Raw genomic sequence first — 21,375 nt, 5'->3', positions numbered from 1 at the left:
TTTTGAACTTGAGTTATGCAACCCCTCTTTGTGATATTGATTCTATTGGCCTTATTCTATATGGCTTGGCAGGATTTTGCCGATCGGGCGATCGATTGGTTTTTGTTTCCTGTTGTGGCAGCGTTACTGGTAGTCAATAGTATTCTCCTGCGCGCTTTTGCCTGGAATCATTTGCTGGTCAATATCGGACTGCTAAGCGTACAGCTTGTATTGGTAGCCCTTTATTTTAAGCTTAGCCGCGGGCAGCTTTTATTTGCCGGGCAACAGCTATTGGGCTGGGGCGATATTCTTTTTTTTCTTGTCCTTACCCTTGCCTTCTCGCCGCTTAATTTTATTCTATTCTACATTGCCAGTCTACTACTTACATTACTGTTCTTTTTGATTTTAGCGCTGGGAGGCCGAAAAGTACACAGTATTCCGTTAGCCGGTTCACAAGCCGTCATCCTGATTGCCGTCTTTCTGATCGATATAAAGCAATGGGGGCTTTATTTATATAATGATAATCTTTTATTCAACTTCCTAAATCATGCCAACGTCAACCTCCCTTGATACCTTCGTATTTCTTCCAAAGGATATCCAGCTGTTAAGCGTGGAGCAGGCTTGGTATTACCGGGCAATTCCCAAAGGGCAGGACGGTTATGTGCTTTATTATTCAGATCAATTAGAAAACAAACCCGCCTTGTTGGAAGAGCTGGAGATGGTGTTGGGACTACCTGCTAAAGTTGAGGTAATAGATACTGCCAGATTGAATCACTACCTCCATAAATACTATTTCCGGGAGGAGCAATCCGCCCAGGGAGCACAAAAGGAAGAAGCTTATGCAGGGAGCTCCGACGATTTTTTGGTTGATCTCATCGCAGAGGCGAGGAAGCTGAAAAGCAGCGATATACATTTGGAAATTTATGAAGAGCGCTGCCGGGTGCGGATTCGTATCGACGGTCAGATGATCGAGCGCTATAGCTTGGATAAAACCGAATATCCCGCCGTAGTTAATAAAATAAAGATTCTTTCGGGGCTCGATATTGCGGAAAAGCGCTTACCGCAGGACGGGCGGATCAATTTTGTGCATGGCGACCTCAAGTTTGATATCCGGGTATCCATTTTGCCGACCTTGCACGGCGAAAAAGTAGTCATGCGTTTGCTAAGCAATGATGCTACGAATATCGACTTACACAGCTTGGGTTTTTCTGAACCGGATTTACGCAATTATTTGGAAGGTGTAAAGCGCCCGAATGGTATTGTGCTGATCAGTGGGCCTACGGGCTCGGGTAAAACGACGACGCTTTATGCAACCTTAAAACTACTGAATCTGGATACGCGGAATATTCTCACCATTGAAGATCCGATTGAATATACATTGGAAGGAATCAACCAGGTACAGTTGAAAGAAAGTATCGGTCTTACATTCGGTGCGGCACTGCGAACATTTTTGCGACAAGATCCGGATATTATTATGGTAGGCGAGATACGGGATACCGACACCGCCACCATGGCCATCCGCTTGGCTTTAACAGGGCACTTGGTCCTTTCTACGATCCACACCAATTCAGCATGGGGTACGATCTCCCGTTTGATCGACATGGGGGTGCCACCGTTTCTATTGGCAAATACCTTGAATACTTCCGTGGCACAACGCCTCTTACGGATCCTTTGTCCGCATTGTAAAACGGAGGAAACTTTCGATACCAGTCTCTACCCGCAACAATTCAAAGCTTTTTATGAGGTGAAGAAGCATTGTGTGGCGAAAGGTTGTAACCATTGTTTTCATACCGGCTACAAAGGTAGAAAGGCAGTGTACGAGATTATTCCGATTGATCGAAATCTATCGGAAAAGATTAAAAACAATGTCTATGATGTCAGCGAGGAGTTGCACGAAAGAAAGCTTAAAACATTGGCAGAAAATGCCTTCGAATTATTTGCCGCGGGCGAAACGACTATAGAAGAGATTTATCCTTTACTTTTTAATTTTTGAGCATTTGGGAAAGAAATATTTACACGAAAAAAGAAAAAGCTGGGTTGCATATGTGCTGGGGATGGGGCTTTTGTTCCTATTGCTCCAGGCATGGCCTTCCAACCTATGGGCGCAGCAAGCAGATCGTTTGACGCGTTACGAGCAGCGTCTGCATGAACTGGCCGTACTATCGCCCGGTCTGGCCGAGAAGGTCACACTATCGGTTGCAGGTGCCAGCTTACAGGAATTCCTGCGAGCCTTGGCCGAAACTTCTAACACCAATATCAATGTGGATCCGAACTTGCAACTACGGGTTTACAATAATTTTCAGGGAGAAACACCTATCAATATTCTCCTGTTCATCGCCAAAGAATATAACCTCGATTTAGGTTTCACCGGAAGCATCATCTCCGTGACGGCCCTTGACCCCTCCAAGGTACGTCAGCCTGCACGCCCCGTGCAAGCTACTTATGATGCTGCCAATAAGCTGATCAGCTTGTCGCTTGAGAACGATAGCCTGGTGGTGGTTGCCCGCACGATTACGCAATTAACCGGTACGAATGTGATTGTGACTAATGATCTACAGGGCAAACAGGTAAGCTTATTTGTGCAGGGTATGGAGTTAGGCGCCGCTTTACGCCAGCTAGCATTTAGCAATCAGGTGAAGCTGGCAGAAACAGCCGGTGGTTCCTTTGTATACTTACCGCTAGGGCCTAATGAGGAGAACTTTATTAACGGCCAGTCAGAGCTGAGCACGCGTCGCCTGCCGATCCAGCAAACGCCTTCTGATGGTAATCCGCAGTTTTTTCTTGATGCCACCGATAATGGCTCCGGCGCTAAATTACTGAGCATTGAGGCGCAAAATACCCCCATCGATCAGATTATAAAGAATGCAGCCGCACAGGTGGAGGCCAACTACTTTCTTTTTAGTGGTTTGCAGGGGAATGCGACCGCTAAGTTGACAAACGTAGGTTTTGATCAGCTGTTAACCTCACTTCTGAGGGGCACTGTCTATACCTTTAAAAACGATAATGGGATTTACCTGATTGGAGAGAGGCGCTTAGAAGGTCTTCGCGAAATTAAAGCCGTACATTTACAACACCGTTCGATCGATACCGTGCAGGCTATGATTCCGGCCGAGTGGAAACAAGGCGTGGAGATAAAGGAGTTTCGCGAGCAGAATACACTCCTCTTAGCCGGATCTGCTCCACAGGTCAATGAAATTGCTTCCTTGGTAAAACAACTGGATGTGTTGGTACCTATGATTTTAATTGAGGTCAATATGCTGGATGTACGGAAAGGGCATACCATTAGTACAGGCATTACCATGGGCGTCTCCGACTCCGTTCGAACAGGAGGTGAATTGCTCTCATCCAATGGTACCGATTTTACCTTTGGTGCCCGTTCCATTAACGATTTCTTGTCGCGGATCGGTACCGGATCTTTTAATCTCGGGCGGGTTTCACCCAATTTTTATGTACGCTTAAGGGCTTTGGAAAATAACAATAATGTGGAGATGCGTTCCGTGCCCAAACTCTCAACGCTCAATGGGCATTCAGCTGTACTAAGTATCGGAAGTTCGCGTTTTTATAGTGTGTCAACCCAGAATCAGATAGGTTCTTTGACGCCACAGAATATTGTTACCCAGCAATTTAACGAGATTAAAGCAGCTACCACCATCAAAATCAAGCCGATAGTATCGGGGGATGAACAGGTGACATTAAATATTACGGTGGACATTTCTGATTTTACGCAGGATACACCGATCAACCAGCCACCACCCACCTCCACCAGTAAGTTCGAATCGATTATCCGGATACGGAACGAAGAGACGGTGGTATTAGGTGGTATCGAGCGCTATGAAAATGCCGAAACAGGTGGTGGCGTGCCGCTCCTGTCCCGTATACCGGTGTTGAAATGGATTTTTAGTAATAAAACAAAATCAAAAAATAAAGTGGTGTCGGTGGTGTTTATTAAGCCGACGATTATTTATCAGTAATTAAAAAGCTTGCCTCCCGCAGGGACGGTAAAAATTACTAAAAGCTGATAACTGACAGCTAACAACTCTAAAATGTTTAAAGAACAGCTCCTTTCATATGCCCGCCATATCCCGCTGCTAGCAGCGGTGGAAGCTACTTTTGCCGAGAAAGGACTGCTCATGCAATTGGTGCTGCTGAAGCGAAAAGGGAATGCCATTGAAGTTTTACGGAGAGAAGGCGATATTCCAACCGTGGAGAAACTACTAAGCATCCTGCCCAATGGAGTGCCTATTGCGCTTTCGCTAAATGGTAAGGGGATTATCCATCGCTTTGTTAGAAGCGTGGATCTCAAAGATGATATGGATCTACTTCGTTTGGTTTTGCCAAACGCTAAAAAGCAGGATTTTTATCTACAAAGGAATTCACAGAGCGTGATGGAAGTACTCTCGGTTATCCGCCGAGATCGTTTGGATGAGCTATTACTACACGTTGCAAAAATACAGGAGCAGCTACTTTCTGTAAGTTTAGGACCTTTTCACATAGCAAGTCTATTGCCTGCCGTTGTTAAAGAGAGGAGCGAATTGCTGCAAGTGGCCCGGCACCATTTTGAACTAAAAGAAAATGAAATAATTGCCTATCAATGGGAAGAGGCGGAACAACCGGGACGCATTATACGGATTGGCGATGAGGAAATGAACGAACGCTTTTTGGTTGCCTTTGCACTCGGTTTTCTCGTGCTCAGCGAGATGCCTATGGCAACCTTAGCCGTAGATAGCCTTGCCGGTAGAATAGAAGATAAACGACAAGAATGGTTTTTTAAACGATCAGCGCTTCTATTGGGTGTCTTTTTCTTATTGATCTTATTGTTAAACACCTTCTACTTCTTACACTATAATGGAAAAATGGCGGATACCAGCTTGAGTGACGTCTCTTTGCTAGATAAGGAGATTAAGCAGCTGAAGGATGTGCTGAAGGGTCAAGAGCAATTGGTTGAAGTGATTAACTACACGGAAAGGGGCGATAAAGAACCGCTGAGCTATATTGCCGATCAGCTGGGCGCTTCGGTGCCCAAATATATCAGCTTAGATGAATTGAACTTTTTTCCGCAGGACGAAATTGCGAGTAGAAAAGAACGAAGGCCAAAATATCAATCCGGATTGATACGCATTACAGGTACAACGGAAACTATAGGCGCCCTCAACCATTGGGTAAAAGTGATAAGCATGATGAGTTTTAGCAAAGAGGTTGCCTTGGTAGACTATAAATACGATGAAAAGCAGGAGCGGGGGGTATTTAACCTTAAATTGATTTTGCGATGAAAGGATTTTGGACAACATATACCTGGCAGCAGAAAAACAAATGGCTATGGTGGGGTGCCCTGCTGTTCTTGTTCGTCGTCTATCAGATGAGCATCAAGAAAACATTGGAGTTACGATCGGCCTATCACACAGCCCGTGCGGCCCAGGCGAATTCACAACAGAAGGAAACCGAGCTGTCGCAGCTTAGGGCACGGATGCAAAAGGTTGGCAGCGCGGGTTTCGTGAACGCTTCGGATAAAGGCAATGCGAAAGTGAACATGTTAAATATTGTGGCCTCTGCGGCAGAGAACAACGGGTTGGTGATTAAAGACGTACCACCTACGAAGGCCGTCACTGCAGAGGGACTGACCGTGAACTATGATGAATATTGTTTGGTGGGGAGTTATAATGACCTCCTGCAATGTTGGTATGAGATCGAAAAAGGCAAGGAACTGAATTTAGTTAATGTCGCTTTTCGGAAGGAATTGAATGCGCTTACAAGAACAGCCGAGTTGAAGATGTATTTAACAACGGCTTATGTGGCGGGGGATTAGTTGCTTGTTATTCGGTTAACGCAAAAAAATTAAGATAATGAACTGTAAAATTAACGTTTTCATCCTGTTCATAGGATTGCTTTTCACAGCCTTTGGTTGTAAAGAGTTTTTGGAAGAAGATATTAAAGATAGGCAGGTAACGCTCCTGTCGCCGGGCAACCAGGCACAGATCCCTACCTATACCGTTACCTTCTTATGGGAGCAGCTAGACGATGCCTTGGAATACCGCTTGCAGGTGGCATCGCCCGATTTTGATTCGGTATCGCTATACCATGCAGATACAGTGGTAACCGCGCCGAAGTTTACGTTGAGTTTAGAGCCGGGTATCTACCAGTGGCGGGTACAGGCCCGTAATGGTAGCAGCGAAACGGTGTATACCACGCGCGCTTTTGTGATATATGAGTCGGACCTAAGTAAGCAGGTAGTGGTGCAAACCGATCCTGCAGACCAGCTCCTAACCGCGAATACCGCTTTGCGCTTTGGGTGGCAAACCCTATTCGGTGCTACAGGTTATCGATTGCAGATCGATACGAATAACTTTACCGATCCCGAAAATCTTTTATACGACAGTGTATTGGAAAGTACGGGGCATAATTTTACTATACCAAAAGAACAGGTATACCAATGGCGGGTAAGAGCGGAGTCGGACACCTCGCAGTCGCTGTGGTCAACCGTTCGCCAATTTACATACGACAGAACACCTCCTGCGGTGCCTACAATGACCGCGCCAGGGAACAATGCTTCCGTGCCAAGTCCCGTTACCTTACGATGGGAGGCGGTAAGCGATGCAGTGAAGTATCAACTGTATGTATATAAAAGCGATTCAACCACGCTGTATAGCTCCACATATCCCCTAAGCTTGGAAGGCACCAGTCATAATTTTACAAGCAGTAGTATCGGCGAACGGGTGATATGGCGCTTACGCGCGACAGATAAAGCAGGGAATACCAGTGGCTATTCGAGCTACCGAAGTTTTATGATCAATCAGTAATGAAGGTGAAGAAGAAACTAACCATACCACTTTTACTATTAGTACTCCTGATATGGGGCTGGATCTTCTATAAAATCATCCAAGCCACAGAAGATCCTATTTTACCGACACCGGTAATGGCAGCAGAAAAAAAATCGATGCCCAAGACGAATTTAACGGATACGATCACGAGCTTTAAGCCAAAAGGAGGCTACCGCGATCCGTTTTTGTCTGCCGGGGCAGAAGCCGAACCGGAAGTAATAGAAACAGGCGAGGTGGTTGAAAATTATAATCCACCACCTCAAGAACCTTATATCGATTGGGGCATGATTAAGTATCTCGGAGAAGTGACGAACGCAAAAGCAAAAAAGAGCGTCATTTTGATGGGACTGAATGAAAAGGATTTTATGATAAAAGTAGGTGAAACAAGGGAGGGAGTTACCTTGTTGCAAAATACACCTACTTATATTAAGATAAAATATCAAGGACAGGAGAATGTAATGACGAAATAATTAGTTAAGGAATTGTTGAGTTGTTAAATAGTTAAGTAGTTAAGTAGTTAAATCGTCGGGTTGTACGTTACGAGCTGTGAGCGCGACCATAGTCTACGGTCTTGATACTTATGTCCTGATACTAAACAAAAAACAATGAAATTAAATTTTACACTGATTATCGGAATCTACCTGCTATGCTTCTCCCTCCCTTCTTATGGGCAAAAGGAATTATTGGAGGCGCTCCCCTATAAAAATAAAGCGACCATTCGTCATGCAGATGGTTCTTTTCAAGTCGCGGAGCTCAATGTAAAAGAAAAAGTAGAACAAGCAGACCCAAAGAAGATCTATGCTTGGTATCTGCGGGATAGTATACGCTATACACAGGGCGCTTTTAAGGGCCGCGTTTTGCACGGCGCCTATCAGGAGCTATATCCGGACAAAAGTTTAAAGGTATTGGGTGCTTATTATAAAGGCTTGAAAACGGGCGAATGGCGTTACATGGATCCGAACGGTACACTTCGACGGTTATCGACCTGGTACTTGGGAGAAGAAAACGGGAAATATGCACTCTATGATGAACAGGGACAGTTAAAGGAAAAAGGGCGACTGTTCAAAGGGCGTAAGGAGGGAGTCGTCACTACCTTTCATCCGCAAGACAGTGTGCAGAAGCAATATACCAAGTTCAAGCACAATACCGCTCAGGAGAAAGCAGTAAGTTGGTTTGATAAGGCTAAATTGTTTTTAGGCTTTTAAGAACAGTTAAAAGCCTAAAAACAACCAAAATAAGCTCCTTATTTCTTTTCTTCTAACATCTCAATACGCTGTAGCGCCTGCTCCAGTGCTTTCTCTAAACGAATCTGATGGAGCGTCATTTCCTCTATCTTTTGTAATAATTTAGTGTTAAGAAGCCCCAGTTCCACACCATCCTGTTGCATTTTCGCAGCTGGTTGAATTTCCGGTAAATGCCCATGCCGTGCAATGAATTTTTCCACCTCTTTTAAAGGCATCAGGCTATAGTCTTTATCAAACACAAAATCGGCACCGGTCGTATTAACGACCACCTCGTTTGCCCGTATAGGCCCGTTCACATCCAGTTTATAACCGTTAAACTGTTGATAGAGCTTACCGATCAGTACATTACCAAATTGATTAATCACCATACGGTCAACCAATCCGGAGCTAGTACCGGTTGCAAAACGTAAGTCAGATTCGTGGAATGATGTTTTACCCCATTCTGAAAATGCATAAATCTTAGCAGTAGCGTTGAGGTCATAATGTTTGGAAAATACGATACTCCCGGTTTCACCGACATAATCTTCTGCTTTGCCGTTATAAGCGATACGAATCACAGGATTGGTGCTAGGGGATGCATTGCTCCCGAGAACATGCAGTAAAAAGCCCGGAGTGGTAGTGCCGATACCTATTTTAGCGGCTGTAACAGTGTTGGTTTGGCTGAAGCCTTTTATGCTTAGCAGCAGTAATAAGGCACTGATAAAAAGTTTAGGTGTTGTCATTGTTTTAATAGTTAATGGTGTTTAATCTTTTAGCTGTCTGACGATTCTGTTAGTGCAATCACGGATTCAAGGAATAGGTTCAATAAATTACACAACTATATAGCAAAGCTATAAAAAATATGAAATAATAGAAATGAGAACAACCGACATCTAATGCTGTCTCAATTCTTAGTAGTGTGGAAAATTCAAGTATAATTCTTGTTTGAAATATTTACTTATTATATTACATTTACTTTAAAATTAACTTAAATCTATTTTACATGATTCAAAATCAGTCTCTCAGGGGAGCTTAAACTGTAGGCTTACTGTCTTGATACAATAAAGAATTACTTTCATTGCTTTGAGGAGCATTTAGTTCTAATTACATACAATTTTATCAATAATGAAAAAAGTCTTTTTGTTAGCCTTCGCTTTTTTGTGGCAATTCTCATCCTATGCTCAAACAAATAAACTTCAAAGTACAGGCAATGCTGGTATTGGCACGATTAATCCGGAAATGCCGTTGCACATTCTAAATGGTACCGCTACTACTACTTATCCGTCTGTCACGAGCCGAGGTGATGGAGCTATACTGGTTGAATCGTCTAATAATGCTTTGGAATTTGGTACGGCAAGAAGCATAAATGCAAGGCGCTCTTGGATATTAGCAAGACATTCGGATTTAACGGGTGTATATGGAATGTATTATAGCGATCTACATCTTCAGCCCGATATTGGAAATAAGACCTATTATAAAGGAGTATCAATAGGTTATAGCACACAAACAGCGGTGTCTTATGGTACTTATCTTGCCGTTAACGGAAAAGTAGGTATCGGAACCACTGCTCCCTCCGAAATGCTGACTGTCAACGGCACCATCCGTGCAAAAGAGATCAAAGTAGAAAGTGGCTGGGCCGATTATGTTTTCGACGAAAATTATAAACTCATGTCCTTAGCCGAAACCGATCAATTCATTAAAAAGAATAAACACTTGCCAGGTATCCCAAGCGAAAAAGAAGTCAAGGAAGAGGGGGTCAGTTTAGGAGAAATGAATAAAAAGCTGTTGGAGAAGATCGAGGAGCTGACACTTCACATGATTCAACAGCAGGAAAAAATAGAACAGCTTGAAGCTAAATTAGAGGGTTTAAATTAACTGTAAATGATATGTTTGATATTAAATCGATTGCCAGTTCATTATTGCTTTTTGGGATACTTTCTTATTCATATGCTCAAAATAAGTTAACTGTTCCAGATACCAGAGCAGTTGTAACTACGCCGACTTCCTATGCACAGAGCTTCGAAGTCAATTTCAAACAAAGCACAACGCTAGGACTTCCGGTCGGAAACTTTTCAACGGTCGTGGGGCTCAGAGGTTGGTACAACGATTCCGGAGGGAAGTCACATGAGTTAGCTTTTTCCAATAGCGACCTTTATTACCGTTCCGGTTTTAATAGCGGTTGGGAAGTTTGGAGAAAAATCTTAGCAGAAGATATCAATGGAAACATAGGAATAGGTACGACGAGTCCTGTCTCCAAACTGGATGTACGGGGAAGCATCAATGCGTCTGACTATATCCGTTCCCAAAACCCAGACAACAACGAAGCGGTTGTTTTTTTGGGATGGCTGAATAACGTTCCTAGACTCCGCATAGGTGGCACAGGTGTAGGCTCTGCTAACGGATTCGATATTCAACTCTCAGGAGATGTCAGTGTGATGCGCTTACTTGCGAATGGAAATGTTGGTATCGGAACTACTACTCCCAGTACCAAGTTGGCAGTCAACGGCACCATCCGTGCAAAAGAGGTCAAAGTAGAAAGTGGCTGGGCCGATTATGTTTTCGACGAAAATTATAAACTCATGTCCTTAACCGAAACCGATCAATTCATTAAAAAGAATAAACACTTGCCAGGTATCCCAAGCGAAAAAGAAGTCAAGGAAGAAGGGGTCAGTTTAGGAGAAATGAATAAAAAGCTGTTGGAGAAGATCGAGGAGCTGACCTTGCATGTGATCACACTTAACAAGGAATTAAGCGAAGTAAAGCAACAACTTAAGGAACGGGAAAAGTAGGCTTTATTGCCTATTTTCTCTATCCAAAACTTCCGCCCATTTGGAAGAGAGGGAGATACATGGCGATTAAAATAATCCCTACTACGAAACCTAAAAAGATAATAATAAACGGCTCCAGCATGGAAGAAATCAAAGCGGACTGGTGTTCAATATCGTCACTGTATTGCGTCGCAATTTTACCAAAGAAGTCGGTCAACTGATTAACTTCCTCGCCTACTTTAATCAGCGAGATGAGCTTAATGTCGTAGATTGGAAAATTACGCAGGCTTTCATGTAAACTTTTGCCTTGTAGAATGTCTTTTTCTATCGTTTCCAGCGAAATCTCGATGGGGTAAAAGCCAACCATTTGTCGACTTAACTGAATAGCGCGAATAAGCGGAACTTTCGAGCCTGTTAATAAAGACATCGAATTGCAGAAACGGGCTAAATAAATCTTACGGATCATCACGCCAAAAATAGGCAACTTCAAAAGCACCGAGGCGCTAGCTTTTCGTAGCCACTCTTTCTTCCGCTGTAAATATAGCCAGGTAATCACACCGATGGCAATCAGCAAAAACAAAAAGGCATATTTTCGCGTAAAGTTAGAGACGTCAACGATTACCTGCGTAATGGCCGGTAGATCGCTTCCTGATCGTTTGAAAATATCACCGAACATGGGCACAATGAAATTCATCATGAAAAAAATAGCACCGATGGAAGTGGCGGTAACGATCGCCGGATACATCAGCGCTCCGGTAATTTGACGTTTCTGCTTTAACCGCTTACGGTAGAACAGTGCCAACTCTTCCAATACCTCACTGAGCTTCCCCGTTTCTTCCCCAATTTGGATGCTGTAATACTCATAAGGCGTAAAATCTTTATGTTGTTGTAATGCCCCCGAGAGCGAGCCGCCTTCAACAATATTTTTCTTAATCTGCTCTAATAGGTCTGCTTCCTTGTGTTTTTGTAGTTGTAAAATAAGTAACTCCAAGGCTGATTTGAGATCAACACCGGCTTTAAGCAAGATAGATAATTCATGGTAGAGCGATTCCTTTTGTTTATCGCCCATGATGGCGAAAAGGCTGATGTCCTTGTTCAGGAATTCAAATACATTGGCTGCGGGCTCCTTCGAAACCGCCGTTCTGTTAGGAACTTGTTTGAACTGGTTGATGTTGATTCCGGCCATAGTTTTCTGTATACAAACATATTCATTATCGATAGGAAAACAAAGAGTGTCTTTTTAGTTCCGTAAGTTTAAAAATTAATTTGCAATTTATTTTAAATTTAGATTTTATTCTTACTTTTATTGTAAGAATTATTCCTAAACCGGATAATCTAAATAGGACGTCATTTAAGTCAAACCGAAACTAGTATCATTAATATGACAAATTTTACAAAACACGCCTTTGCCGTGGCTTTCTTATTAGTAGGATTCCATTATGCGACCGTAGCACAAACCTTAGGTTCTGCCCAAGGAAACTTTCTGGAAATCAATTCCGTTTCAGGTAGTTCCTCCAATACTTTTTATAATAAGCGTTGGTTGGTACGCGACGCGACAGGTGCAGATTGGCTAACGGCAAGGTTGCATGACGGAATTGGTATTGATATATCTTTTTTAACTCCTATGTCCAATACCCGAACCTGGTGGGAACGTGATCCCTATCACAATATCCAATCATGGGGGCATGGAGCCGAAACCTATATGACGCTAAAAAACGGCCATGTAGGAATTGGTACAATCGATCCGACTTCAAAGCTTTCTATTGCCAGTATCAGCAATGGCTGGTTAATTGCCAGCAAAGCAATGGCGGTAGAGAAAGATCATATCAATGGAATTCAATTACTCAATGGCTACCCAAATGATACCAATAAATGGGCTGCGATTGCAGCAATCGCAGAAGATTTGCATAGCAATAATACAGGTTTGGCGCTCTATTCCAGTGCTGCCGAGCGGATACGGATTGCCGGTAATGGTAACGTAGGTATTGGTACCAGTACACCCAAAGCCAAGCTAGCCGTGGAGGGTAATATCGTAGCTCGAGAAATAAAAGTGGTTACTAACATTGAAGCACCCGACTATGTCTTCGAACCGGATTATAAAATGCTTCCATTGACCGAAGTTGAAAAATATGTAAAAGAAAATAGGCACCTGCCCGAAATTCCATCGGCTAAACAGATAAAGAGAGACGGCTTGGACTTAGCGGAAATGAACCTGTTACTGTTGAAAAAAGTAGAAGAACTCACTCTACATCAGATTGACCTTTTGAAAGAGCTACAGCAATTGAAAAGTGAACTGAGTAATCACCTGAATGAAAATCATAATAAATAGCATAAAGGGATACTGATCTAATTAAAGCCTTAGCCTCATCGTCTTATACAAGCTTATTATAATTTTATCAACATTTTTTTGATATCTCATTTTTCTTACATATTTTTATCTTGATTAACAATAACTTAAATCTATTTGATATGGTAAAATAACCGAACCTGTTTTTGTATGCCTAAAGGTGTTTTTTAAACCTCAGAATAAATTTTAACGCTTATGCGCTAACAAGGGCATATTTTGCCTAGTGGCGATCAGTTTATGTATGGGTACTTTTGAGTACCAAAGGACTCTTATTGGCTATAACCTAGATGTTATGATTAATCGGGAATCAATTTATAACTAATGACCTGAAATTTTTAACTATTGTTGCGCATAACTCAGTATTGTCTGGACCAAGCAGTAAAGGCCTACCCATGTTCCGTTGCGATTGATACTATATAAAACTAAAATAAAACGAATTTATAAATAAAACAGTACTAAAATGAGACATCTACTCCTATTTGCCCTATTATTATTCGGTATGGGCGCCTATGCACAAAACACCTTTCCATCCAGCGGTAATGCCGCTATTGGCATTGCGCCGGCGGCTGATGTTCCGCTATTGGTGAATGGCCTAATCCGTGGCATCAGCGGCGGACTTCAGATCCAGAATCCCGGGAGTGCTCCTAATGGATCCTGGATTACCTTGACTAGTCCTCGTTCGGCGCCTGGTCTGGCCTTGGCAGAAGGAGATGGCAATGGCAATATCGCCCGCCGGTGGGATACCTATGTAAAAGGCGGAGCTTACCACATTGCCGATAATAACTTCAGCACTACACAATCACGACTCACCATCACCACAGCCGGAAATGTAGGCATCGGAACGGCAACACCCTCCAATCTTTTGGAAGTAAATGGAACAATACGCTCAAAGGAAATTTTGGTGGAAAGTGCCAACTGGCCAGACTATGTTTTCGAAGATAATTACAAAATGCAATCACTTGCGGAAATCGAAGCTTTTATCAAAGAAAATAAACACTTACCTGGCGTGCCCAATAAGATGGAAGTAGAGGAGAACGGAGTCAGTCTTGGAGAGATGAATCGGAAATTATTGGAAAAGGTAGAAGAGCTGACTTTGCATTTGATTGAGGAAAAGAAAGAGCGTCAAAAATTAGAAGAACGACTTTCGGTAATAGAACAAAATAACAGAAAATAAGCAGTAGTTCAAATGAATAAATTTAGATGGATAGTAATTTTATTGGCGGTTTCTAAAGTTACGTTTGCACAAACAAATCAGCCACTAAACCCAACGTTAAATCAAATCGTAGGACCATCACCTAATGCTTCGGCCTTAACCAAATTTGGGAATATTCCCGTTGGACCCAGCACAGGCATTCCTCAAGTGAGCATACCGATCTATAGTTATAAGAATACCTCCAATAATCTCCAGCTTGATGTTTCTCTCGACTATCATGCGGGTGGGGTAAAGTTAGAGGAGCTAGCGTCTAGTGTAGGATTGGGCTGGGCTCTTAATGCAGGAGGTGTAATTACACGAATAGTTAGGGGCAGTTATGATGAGGAGCCTTCTAACGGCTTCATTAACAACGGACCGTTGCCTGCGAATGAGACGGAAGGTAATTCGCCGGTCGATATTAGCTTAAGACCGTTCAACAATATTTATGCTGGCGTACGCGATGGACAAAGCGATATATTCGTATTCAATTTTTGTGGAAAGTCAGGCAAATTCATGTTTGGGAAAAATGGTGATTTTTTAATGCTCAAGCAACAAAATCTAAAAATTACTAAGCAAATGGGGAGGTTGGAAAATCGTGACATGATTGTCCAATTTACAATCATAGATGAAAAGGGTTTCACTTATGTTTTCAATGAAGCAGAGGTTACCACAAACATAGGAGCCGTTTGGACGGGGACGAAAACCTTCTCCTCTTCATGGTATCTAACGGAAATTATAGATCCTACTAATAGCAACAAAATTACGTTGCAATATAGCCCCTATGGGATAAGTAATTATTATGTAGGTACTTCGGAAACCCGCTTCGAAGCTTTCGCCGAGAATTGGGTAACACGAAACGGTACTAACTCATCCACATCATCACAAAGTATAACAGCTAAGCGGCTTAATAAAATTATCTTTCCGAACGGTGTAACCGCAGATTTTACTTACGATAATGTCCAAAGGACGGATCTACCAGGCGATTATCTCCTGAAGAAAATCAGTATAACTGATGGGCTGAATAAACGGGGATATGAGCTTAAACAGGATTACTCGTTGAACCGAGCTACATTGACCGAAGTAGTACCGCTACAAGGTGTCAATGAAACGAAAGAAAAATCGTATATTCTGAATTACTTTAGTGAAAGAGGACCGTTCCCAAATAGAAATGCAGAAAGGCCCGATCATTGGGGCTACTATAAAGGTCATGTAGATAGTTGGATACCTCGGGAAATATTCCCTCAAGGAATAGGCTTGGAGGTTGGTGCAGGAAACGCTGTTCAACCTAGGTATGAATTGCCGGGTTCTAACAGACATACTGACTCAGTTTATATAAAAACAGGTTCGCTAACAAAAATTACGTACCCTTCGGGTGGCTATACAACTTTTGAAATGGAGGCTAACAAAGCGGTGGATAGTTGGCTTAACCAAGAATTTACCGTCTCTATTCCTAATCCGCCGTATATTGAACGAACCTCGTCGTGCTATGTTAATAGCGCAGATCCTTATAAATCGGATTATCGAGATATCACCTATAATGGAGAGAATAATAGCTCAACAACTTTTAAAATTACATTGAATTCCGGAGTTGGTGGAACATGTAACGGTGGGTGTACCATAACAGCTGAATTTTATAATTCAACGAATCCGTCTACCATGCGCATTCTAGCAAGCGGCACGATGTCCTATTCTAGTAACGGATCTTCGGCGACGTTTTCGGTATCTAATCTGATAAAGGGAAATGCTTATCGTATTGTTATGTATTCCAGTGGATTACAAAATTTCTCGAGTTATATCGGAATTTCATGGCAGGAAAAAGGCGAAGCCGGATCTACAACGAAAACCTATAGTAACAAGCAAACGCATGTGGGAGGTTTGCGCGTTGCCGCAATTAAAGATTACGATGGTATATCATCCACACCGGTCAATACTCGGGAATTTGAATATACACTTGATGACGGAAAAACCTCTTCCGGAATACTGGGCGTCTATCCCATTTATTCGTTTGAAACGGATTATGATTATATCGAAGCAAACGGCATCCCTGCTTATTATCCTGGATCTCCTAACGTGATAATTAGAAACAGCTCATCTGTTACCGATTTGGTTAATATTAACGGAAGCCCTGTTACCTATAGTCGTGTTGTAGAAAAACTGACGAATAATAGTGTCAGTAATGGAAAAATTGTAAGGTATTTCACGACGTTTGAGCATTCACGACCCATTATTACCGGATTTCCTTTTGCTCCCGCAGATTATACGGACTGGAGTTATGGTTTAATGTTGGAAGAGCAGGTCTTTAATGCAAGCAACCAGCCTGTAACAAAAACGGTCAACAACTATCGCTTTGTACAAGATACTTACTATCGAGATCCGGTCAGGCTTAACAATTTTAGATCGATATCCATTGCGCCTGTCGTATTCTTGAATTATGCTCAAAAAATTGATCCCAACGGTTCACCACGATATTTTCGGATGCGGGATTTCACGCCTGATGCTGGAAGAGCTGAATTAATAAAAGTAACGAATACAAAATATGATGGTGGCGGACAAGTTACGGAAGTTCGAGGTTACGGTTATGACGGAAACTATTATTATTTAAAGAGCGATACGCTCACCGATAGCAAAAGTGTTAAAGAAATCCACACTTATAAATATCCAAAGGATATGGTCGATGAAGGTAGGGACCCTAACGGGGTATACCAAACGATGGTGGACAAGAATATGATGGATTATCCATTAGAAAATAGGTTATCTGTTAATACGCAAAATAACATGATTTATAATGTGATAACAAATTATTTTAAACCCATTTCAACCGCAAATATTTATGTGCCCCAAACAGTTTCTACCGATAAGCCCGGTCAGGGAAATGTTGTAAGGGTACGGCATCATGCGTATGACAGCAGAGGGAATGTGCTAACGTCTTCACTAGAAAAAGGAACTTTGGTCAGCTATTTATGGAGTTACAACGCACAATACCCGGTCGCTGAAGTCAAGAATGCAAGTCAGGTCGATATTGCCTATGCAGGCTTTGAAGCCGAAGGGAAAGGGAATTGGAATTATGCAGGTGCGCCCGTTGCTGCGACTAATAATCCAGCTGGCAGAAAAGTCTATAATTTATCGGGCGGAGCACTCAGCAAAAGTGGATTAACAGCGGCACGAGAATATGTAATGACTTATTGGGTTCAGGGCGCAACTCGGCCAACTTTGAAACTTGGTGGTACCGTAAATACAGCATCTACAGCAGTCTCAACGTACAAGGGTTGGACCCAATATCGTTTGCAATTTAAAGGTGTAACTTCCGTTGAGCTAAGTGGAGCGGTGGTGGTTGATGAAATTCGCTTGCATCCCCTTGAAGCGTCAATGACAACCTATACATATGACCCGCTTTTCGGAATGACTAGCGTGACAGACCCATCAGGAAGAACAGTTTATTATGTATATGATGGACTAGGCAGACTTTCGGAAAGTAGAGATATGGAGGGTAAATTACTGGAAAGCTATAATTACAATTACCGTAACTAAGCAGGAGGATAAATAAAATGAACATACGAATTAAAACAACAATGCTGTTTATTGGATTCCTCTTAGTAACCGTTGTTATTAAAGGGCAACAACAGGACTTGGTGCTAAGCACTTATGATGGTAATTCAACTGAGCTTAAAGCCACAAAGAGTATTACGCTTAAAAGCGGCTTTTATATCCCTTCAGGAAAAAATGTACGAATATATATTGTACAGGATGCTTCTTTGATTCCTATGCCTGCAACTTTTCCTGCATCGCAAAACTATGTGTTGAAAACTGTCTATACAATGCCTTTAGATGCTGCATCTACGGCCACAACTGCCGCACAGAAAATGCAAGATATCGAATACTACGATGGGCTTGGACGATCTGTACAGACGGTGTCTGTTAGGGCAAGTTCCGGGTATGGCGATATTGTAACTCATCGCACTTATGACGCTTTCGGAAGGGAAGACAGAACTTATCTCCCTTATGTGTCAGGCGAGAACGGAGCCTACAAAACAGATGCAATAACTGCTCAGGCAGCTTATTATAATGGGGGTAAGGACGGAGTAGTTGTCATTCCTAAACCTACCTCTGGGACTACGGCAACACCTTCGTTTAATAGACCTATGTATGAAGCGGCTCCGACAAACCGAGTACTGGAACAGGGGTTCGCCGGTGCAATTTGGCAGCCATCTACTGCTGGCTACACAGGTGGAGGGCATAGCATCCGTACGGAATACACGGTAAATAACGCAGTGGCCTTCACTACCGTTGCCACTACGCGACTAGTCAGCAATTATGGAGTAGGTTACGATCAATATGGCGATCCGGTCCTTCAACTTAATGGGGTTTACGCAGCGGGTGAACTTTCTGTGAAGATATCAAAAGATGAAAATTGGACAAGTACAAAAGGAAGACTTGGAACGGTGGAAGAGTACATCGATAAACAAGAAAGGATAGTGCTAAGGCGTACTTTTAATAAGAATGGAGCAAATACCGAAATGCTCAGCACTTATTATGTATACGACAATTTTGGCAATCTGTGCTATGTCCTCCCTCCAGGTTTATTGCCCGATCGTACATCGGGTGCTATATCCCTGGATGATATTACGAAGTTCGCTTATCAATATCGCTATGACAAGCGAAATATGTTGTCGCAAAAAAAGCTCCCTGGTAGCAATGCTTGGCAGAAAATGATATATAACAGCCAAGGGTTGACGGTGATCCATCAGGATGGACAAAAAGCAGCGGACGGGGCAGACTATAATCTATTTTATAAATATGATGGGCAAGGGCGATTGGTTATGAAGGGGACACAAAAGAATGGTGTTATTCCTTGGTGGGAAACACAGCATGCTGTTGATGGGCAGGCTTTCCCAACGCATTGGGAAGAACGCTCAACTGCTACTGGTAACCTACATGGCTACACCAATCGTAGTATGCCCATATTGCCTACAGCTACGCCTGTCAAATATGAGATTATGGAAGTAAATTATTACGATAGCTATTCGGGCTTCACTCCGCCTAGTCATACAAAACCTGCTAGCTATAGTCAGCAAGTGCAGGGGTTGGTAACAGCAAAAAAGGAACGTGTAATTGGTGCATCAACAGAAACCTGGCTCTGGACGGTCTATTACTACGATAGCAGAGGGCGTGTGCAGATGGAATGGAGCCAGCATTATAAAGGAGCGACATTGAGTGGAAATTACAATACATTAGAATACTCTTATAACTTTAATGGTCAGCCTACGCAGACCATTCAAAAAGTGTATACAGCAAATGCACTTGCACTCACGGTAACTACTAAATACAGTTACGATCATAGAGGTCGCCTCCTTGACACAAGAAAGCAGGTAAAAGATGGAGCTTCAGCGGCTGGAGCAGAAGTCCTGATCGCACGTAACAGTTATAACGGTGTTGGCCAGCTAATGACAAAGAGCTTGCACGGGAAAACCGATGGTAGTTTTGAAGAGGCCGTTAATTACGCCTATAATTCGCGAGGTTGGGTTACTACTATCGGATCAAAACTATTCAGTCAAACACTTCGATACAATGATGCTTTGGCTGGGGGAACCGCGCAGTATAATGGTAATATAAGCGGACAGGAATGGAAGCGAAATAATGCGGCAGCGGGCAGTTATCAATATACTTATGACGAAATTAACCGACTTGTAAACGGGACGGCGAGTGACGGAAAGAAGGAGCTACTGGAATACGATGTCATGGGTAACATTAAAGGCTTGACACGTGACGCAGGTGCAAAGTGGGTATACCGTTATGAGGGTAGCAAACTATTGGATATTAAGTTCGGTACAACTACTTATTCCTATACGCATGATCCTGCAAGTGGGAATATGACGCGTGATGGTCGCAATGCTAATGACATCGCTTATAATTACTTGAATTTACCCGAAAAGATAACTGGAGCTAAACCGATAACGTATACCTATACCGGCGCAGGTGTGAAACTTCGTTCCGTAAACGCAGGTATAGTACGTGACTATGTAAAGGGAACGGAATGGAAAGATGGTAGCTTGGAAATCATCCATACGGAAGAAGGACGTATCTCAAAAAATGGAAGCAGCTTTATCTATGAATACGTATTGAAAGACCATTTAGGTAACAGTCGTGCAGGTTTTCGCGTGAATACTAATGGAACGGTAGAAGCGAATTTAAAACGTGACTATTACCCGTTTGGTATGGAGCATGCAGATGCAACATCCATTACACCATCACCGAAAAATAACTATCTTTACAACGGGAAGGAATTGCAGGACGGAATAGGACAGTATGATTACGGTGCAAGGTTCTATGACCCGGTGATAGGTAGATGGGGCAGTGTGGATCCCCTGGCGGAAAACCACTATGAGCATACACCGTACAACTATGTACTGGGCAATCCGGTAAGGTACGCGGATTTCATGGGGCTGGATACGATATCAGCAAATGATAATATCACACCTGTTAAAGCAGGAGACACCAGGCTGCTTGAAAACGGAGGCTCTACTGTAGCTTCACAGGGTGAAATACCGGTTACGGCAAACGTAAACCGGCACGTTGCTTATTTTAATGAGTATAGTAATCTGTCAGGAAATGCGGATGAGGGTATTGCGGGCAGTATGGCCTTTGGCCTCAGGGCGGGCCCCATAGGAGCGGTAGTTGTGGGCGCTGTTGCGTTGATTCCTATATTGCAGAACTTACCTCAGAATTTACCTCCTGCACCCGGGTTTGGAGATCCGTCCAAATGGGGATATACTTATAGACCACCATCACTGGATCCTATAAATAATCCTCCGAAAGGATTCGATCCTAATGAACCTCCTAAAGATGTGACAAAACCTATCAGATGGTTGCTTTACGGAAAAGGATTATACGAACTCTATGACGAATACAATAGTCATATGGAAAAACTGAAACAAACAGCAAGTGACAATACTAGGGTAGTAAACCCTCAAATAAAAAAAGGCAATAGGAGATGAAAAAGAGAGTGATTTGGAATAAAATTTCCAATTATTGCATTGCCATTATCGGAATTATG

The 21,375-nt window shown here is 42.7% G+C and carries 16 protein-coding genes; 14 read left to right on the top strand and 2 right to left on the bottom strand.

The window, feature by feature from the left end:
* The first annotated feature begins 15 nt into the window (after positions 1-15).
* The 8 genes from E0E36_RS00140 (at position 16) to E0E36_RS00105 (ending at position 7,999) form a co-directional block, all read left to right on the top strand.
* Positions 16-549, top strand: coding sequence for a hypothetical protein (locus E0E36_RS00140; protein WP_130854335.1), 534 nt, complete (start codon positions 16-18; stop codon positions 547-549).
* Positions 527-1,972: a GspE/PulE family protein gene (locus E0E36_RS00135; protein ID WP_130854334.1), complete on the top strand. Its 1,446-nt coding sequence runs from the start codon at positions 527-529 to the stop codon at positions 1,970-1,972. The genes E0E36_RS00140 and E0E36_RS00135 overlap by 23 nt, the downstream gene beginning before the upstream one ends.
* 4 nt (positions 1,973-1,976) lie before the next feature.
* Positions 1,977-3,950 carry a type II secretion system protein GspD gene (locus E0E36_RS00130; protein WP_242627096.1) on the top strand — a complete coding sequence of 658 codons (1,974 nt, stop codon included), beginning with the start codon at positions 1,977-1,979 and terminating at the stop codon, positions 3,948-3,950.
* Positions 3,951-4,022: 72 nt separating this feature from the next.
* Entirely contained in the window at positions 4,023-5,249 is a 1,227-nt protein-coding gene (locus E0E36_RS00125) for a hypothetical protein (protein WP_130854333.1), read from the top strand.
* Positions 5,246-5,782 (top strand): hypothetical protein, encoded by a 537-nt coding sequence (locus tag E0E36_RS00120; RefSeq protein ID WP_130854332.1) that lies wholly within the window; start codon positions 5,246-5,248, stop codon positions 5,780-5,782. The genes E0E36_RS00125 and E0E36_RS00120 overlap by 4 nt, the downstream gene beginning before the upstream one ends.
* A gap of 37 nt (positions 5,783-5,819) precedes the next feature.
* The gene (locus E0E36_RS00115; RefSeq protein ID WP_130854331.1) at positions 5,820-6,773 is read left to right on the top strand and encodes a fibronectin type III domain-containing protein; all 954 of its coding nucleotides are present in this window, start codon (positions 5,820-5,822) and stop codon (positions 6,771-6,773) included.
* A 5-nt stretch (positions 6,774-6,778) separates the two neighbouring features.
* Positions 6,779-7,264 carry a hypothetical protein gene (locus E0E36_RS00110; RefSeq protein ID WP_130854330.1) on the top strand — a complete coding sequence of 162 codons (486 nt, stop codon included), beginning with the start codon at positions 6,779-6,781 and terminating at the stop codon, positions 7,262-7,264.
* Positions 7,265-7,399: 135 nt separating this feature from the next.
* Positions 7,400-7,999, top strand: coding sequence for a toxin-antitoxin system YwqK family antitoxin (locus E0E36_RS00105; RefSeq protein WP_130854329.1), 600 nt, complete (start codon positions 7,400-7,402; stop codon positions 7,997-7,999).
* 38 nt (positions 8,000-8,037) lie between these two features.
* Here the strand turns inward: E0E36_RS00105 and E0E36_RS00100 are convergent, their stop codons facing one another.
* Entirely contained in the window at positions 8,038-8,760 is a 723-nt protein-coding gene (locus tag E0E36_RS00100; RefSeq protein ID WP_130854328.1) for a hypothetical protein, read from the bottom strand.
* A gap of 382 nt (positions 8,761-9,142) precedes the next feature.
* Between E0E36_RS00100 and E0E36_RS00095 the strand changes: the two genes are divergently transcribed.
* The gene (locus E0E36_RS00095) at positions 9,143-9,892 is read left to right on the top strand and encodes a hypothetical protein (RefSeq protein ID WP_130854327.1); all 750 of its coding nucleotides are present in this window, start codon (positions 9,143-9,145) and stop codon (positions 9,890-9,892) included.
* An 11-nt stretch (positions 9,893-9,903) separates the two neighbouring features.
* Complete coding sequence (locus E0E36_RS00090; RefSeq protein WP_130854326.1) at positions 9,904-10,806, top strand: hypothetical protein; 903 nt, start codon at positions 9,904-9,906, stop codon at positions 10,804-10,806.
* Between the two features lie 19 nt (positions 10,807-10,825).
* Here the strand turns inward: E0E36_RS00090 and E0E36_RS00085 are convergent, their stop codons facing one another.
* Complete coding sequence (locus E0E36_RS00085) at positions 10,826-11,971, bottom strand: type II secretion system F family protein (protein WP_130854325.1); 1,146 nt, start codon at positions 11,969-11,971, stop codon at positions 10,826-10,828.
* Positions 11,972-12,166: 195 nt separating this feature from the next.
* Here E0E36_RS00085 and E0E36_RS00080 point away from each other — a divergent pair, with 195 nt between their 5' ends.
* The 4 genes from E0E36_RS00080 (at position 12,167) to E0E36_RS00065 (ending at position 21,316) form a co-directional block, all read left to right on the top strand.
* Positions 12,167-13,114 carry a tail fiber protein gene (locus E0E36_RS00080; protein ID WP_130854324.1) on the top strand — a complete coding sequence of 316 codons (948 nt, stop codon included), beginning with the start codon at positions 12,167-12,169 and terminating at the stop codon, positions 13,112-13,114.
* A 478-nt stretch (positions 13,115-13,592) separates the two neighbouring features.
* Positions 13,593-14,306 carry a hypothetical protein gene (locus tag E0E36_RS00075; protein ID WP_130854323.1) on the top strand — a complete coding sequence of 238 codons (714 nt, stop codon included), beginning with the start codon at positions 13,593-13,595 and terminating at the stop codon, positions 14,304-14,306.
* 12 nt (positions 14,307-14,318) lie between these two features.
* Complete coding sequence (locus E0E36_RS00070; protein ID WP_130854322.1) at positions 14,319-17,852, top strand: RHS repeat domain-containing protein; 3,534 nt, start codon at positions 14,319-14,321, stop codon at positions 17,850-17,852.
* Between the two features lie 17 nt (positions 17,853-17,869).
* A complete protein-coding gene (locus tag E0E36_RS00065; RefSeq protein ID WP_130854321.1) occupies positions 17,870-21,316 on the top strand; it encodes a DUF6443 domain-containing protein in 3,447 nt (1,148 codons plus the stop codon).
* Positions 21,317-21,375: the final 59 nt, after the last annotated feature.

Origin of the sequence: Olivibacter jilunii, assembly GCF_900607235.1 — a bacterium.
In the GTDB taxonomy this organism is placed as follows: Bacteria; Bacteroidota; Bacteroidia; order Sphingobacteriales; family Sphingobacteriaceae; genus Olivibacter; species Olivibacter oleidegradans.
This window is presented reverse-complemented; position numbering and strand designations above follow the sequence as displayed.

Coding starts and splice junctions, on each gene's coding strand:
- E0E36_RS00115 (WP_130854331.1), top strand. CDS start 5,820: ATGAACTGTAAAATTAACGTTTTCATCCTGTTCATAGGATTGCTTTTC.
- E0E36_RS00100 (WP_130854328.1), bottom strand. CDS start 8,760: ATGACAACACCTAAACTTTTTATCAGTGCCTTATTACTGCTGCTAAGC.
- E0E36_RS00080 (WP_130854324.1), top strand. CDS start 12,167: ATGACAAATTTTACAAAACACGCCTTTGCCGTGGCTTTCTTATTAGTA.
- E0E36_RS00125 (WP_130854333.1), top strand. CDS start 4,023: ATGTTTAAAGAACAGCTCCTTTCATATGCCCGCCATATCCCGCTGCTA.
- E0E36_RS00095 (WP_130854327.1), top strand. CDS start 9,143: ATGAAAAAAGTCTTTTTGTTAGCCTTCGCTTTTTTGTGGCAATTCTCA.
- E0E36_RS00085 (WP_130854325.1), bottom strand. CDS start 11,971: ATGGCCGGAATCAACATCAACCAGTTCAAACAAGTTCCTAACAGAACG.
- E0E36_RS00090 (WP_130854326.1), top strand. CDS start 9,904: ATGTTTGATATTAAATCGATTGCCAGTTCATTATTGCTTTTTGGGATA.
- E0E36_RS00140 (WP_130854335.1), top strand. CDS start 16: ATGCAACCCCTCTTTGTGATATTGATTCTATTGGCCTTATTCTATATG.
- E0E36_RS00065 (WP_130854321.1), top strand. CDS start 17,870: ATGAACATACGAATTAAAACAACAATGCTGTTTATTGGATTCCTCTTA.
- E0E36_RS00120 (WP_130854332.1), top strand. CDS start 5,246: ATGAAAGGATTTTGGACAACATATACCTGGCAGCAGAAAAACAAATGG.
- E0E36_RS00105 (WP_130854329.1), top strand. CDS start 7,400: ATGAAATTAAATTTTACACTGATTATCGGAATCTACCTGCTATGCTTC.
- E0E36_RS00070 (WP_130854322.1), top strand. CDS start 14,319: ATGAATAAATTTAGATGGATAGTAATTTTATTGGCGGTTTCTAAAGTT.
- E0E36_RS00075 (WP_130854323.1), top strand. CDS start 13,593: ATGAGACATCTACTCCTATTTGCCCTATTATTATTCGGTATGGGCGCC.
- E0E36_RS00135 (WP_130854334.1), top strand. CDS start 527: ATGCCAACGTCAACCTCCCTTGATACCTTCGTATTTCTTCCAAAGGAT.